The organism is Variovorax boronicumulans NBRC 103145, from assembly GCF_001591345.1.
GTDB lineage: Bacteria > Pseudomonadota > Gammaproteobacteria > Burkholderiales > Burkholderiaceae_C > Variovorax > Variovorax boronicumulans.
The window spans coordinates 1-1,650 of record NZ_BCUS01000254.1; the positions used below are offsets into that span (position 1 = coordinate 1).

At 73.7% G+C, this 1,650-nt stretch carries 2 protein-coding genes; both read right to left on the bottom strand.

All coding sequences use genetic code 11. The features are described from left to right. A partial coding sequence (locus VBO01S_RS31345) for an amino acid ABC transporter ATP-binding/permease protein (protein WP_062483062.1) occupies positions 1-1,417 on the bottom strand: 1,417 nt, incomplete at its 3' end. Then, on the bottom strand, positions 1,414-1,650 hold a 237-nt coding region (locus VBO01S_RS31350), incomplete at its 5' end, for an AAA family ATPase (RefSeq protein ID WP_442267806.1). The genes VBO01S_RS31350 and VBO01S_RS31345, both read right to left, overlap by 4 nt.

The window sequence follows — 1,650 nt, forward strand, 5'->3', positions numbered from 1 at the left end:
CGAGGCCGCCTTCGCCCAGGCGCGTGTCGAGGCCGGTGGCCAGCGCGCGCACATCGGCATCGAGGCCGGCGGCGTGCAGCACGGCCCACAGGCGCTCGTCGCTCGCTTGCGGATCGGCCAGGCGCAGGTTGTCGCGCAGGCTGTCCTGGAAGAGTTCGGTGCGTTGGGTCAGCAGGCAGGCCGGTTGCGCCTGCACGTGGCCGGCACGTGGCGTGAGGTCGCCGGCGATCACGGAAAGCAGCGTGGACTTGCCCGCGCCACTAGCGCCGATCAGCGCGACACGCTCGCCCGCGTTTAAGTGCAGCGACACGCCGCTCAGCACTTCGACCAGACTGCCAGGATGCATGACGGTGAGCTGGTCGACCTGCACGGCCGCCATCTGCGCGGTGCGAGCGGGGCGCGCGCCCTCTTCCACTGAAGGGTCGAGCCGCGGTGCCAACCGGCGCACGGCCAGCCAGGTGCGCCCGGCATCGAGCGCGCCACGCCGCAGCGCCGCGAACGGCTCGGTGGCAGTGAGCGCGATCAGCAGTGCGAGCGCCGCGCCGGGGGCGCCGATGACACCTTCGCTCACCAGCGCGCCGACAGCCAACAGCACGCCGACCAGCGTCAGCGCGCCCGCGCTGCCATAGGCGAAACCGGCCGCGGCTTCGAGCTTGTTCAGTGCGAGATCGGCCTGCGCGAGGTGCGCGTCGGCATTCATCAGCGCGGCGCGCTGGGCGTCGAGCCGGCCCGCCATCGCGAGGTCGGCCTGGCCTGCGACCAGATCGACGGCCCGCGCGCGCAGCGCCTCGACGGCATGGGCGCGCTGCCGCGCCGGCTGCCGCGCACGACGAGCGATGAGGTACGCCAGCCCCCAGCCGATGGCGCAGAGCCAGAGCGCGATCGCCACGCCCATCCCCACATGCATGAAGCCGAGCACGATGCCCGCCAGCAGCGCCGCGCCGAGCGCTGCAGCGGCGGGCACGAACAGGCGCAGGTAGAGCGACTCGAGCGCGTCGATGTCGGACGTGAGGCGGAACAGCAGCCGCGCCGGCCGCATCAGCAGGTCGCGCGCGGCCTCGGGGCATGCCCAGCCGCGGAACAGCCGCACGCGCAGTTCGGCGAGCACGGCGAAGGTGGCGTCGTGCGTGACCAGCCGCTCGCCGTAGCGCGACCCCGTGCGCCCGAGCGCCAGCAGCCGGATGCCGGCCGAGGGCATGAAGACATCGAAGGTGAAGGCCGTGGCCGCATGCAGGCCCGCGAGTGCGGTCGCGGTGATGAACCAGCCCGACAGGCCCAGCAGCGCCATGCCCGCGAGCACGGTGACAGCGGCCAGCAGGCAGCCCAGCAACAAGGCGCGCGGCTGGGTCGCGAGGAAGGGACGCAGCACGAGGCGCAGGTCGCGCCAGCGGGGGGAACGGGTCGCGTGGTGGCTCATGCGACCTTCTCCACCAGCGGTTCGGGGCCGAGGCTCACCGTGCGGTCCATGCGCGCGGCCAGCACCGGGTCGTGGGTCGAGACGATCAGCGTCCGGCCACGGGCGAGCGCCACCAGCGCGTCGGCCACGCGCGCGGCGGTGGCAGTGTCTAGGTGGGCCGTGGGCTCGTCGGCCAGGATCAGGTCGGCATGCGGATGCACCGCGACGCGCGCCAGCGCCAGCCGCACGGCCTC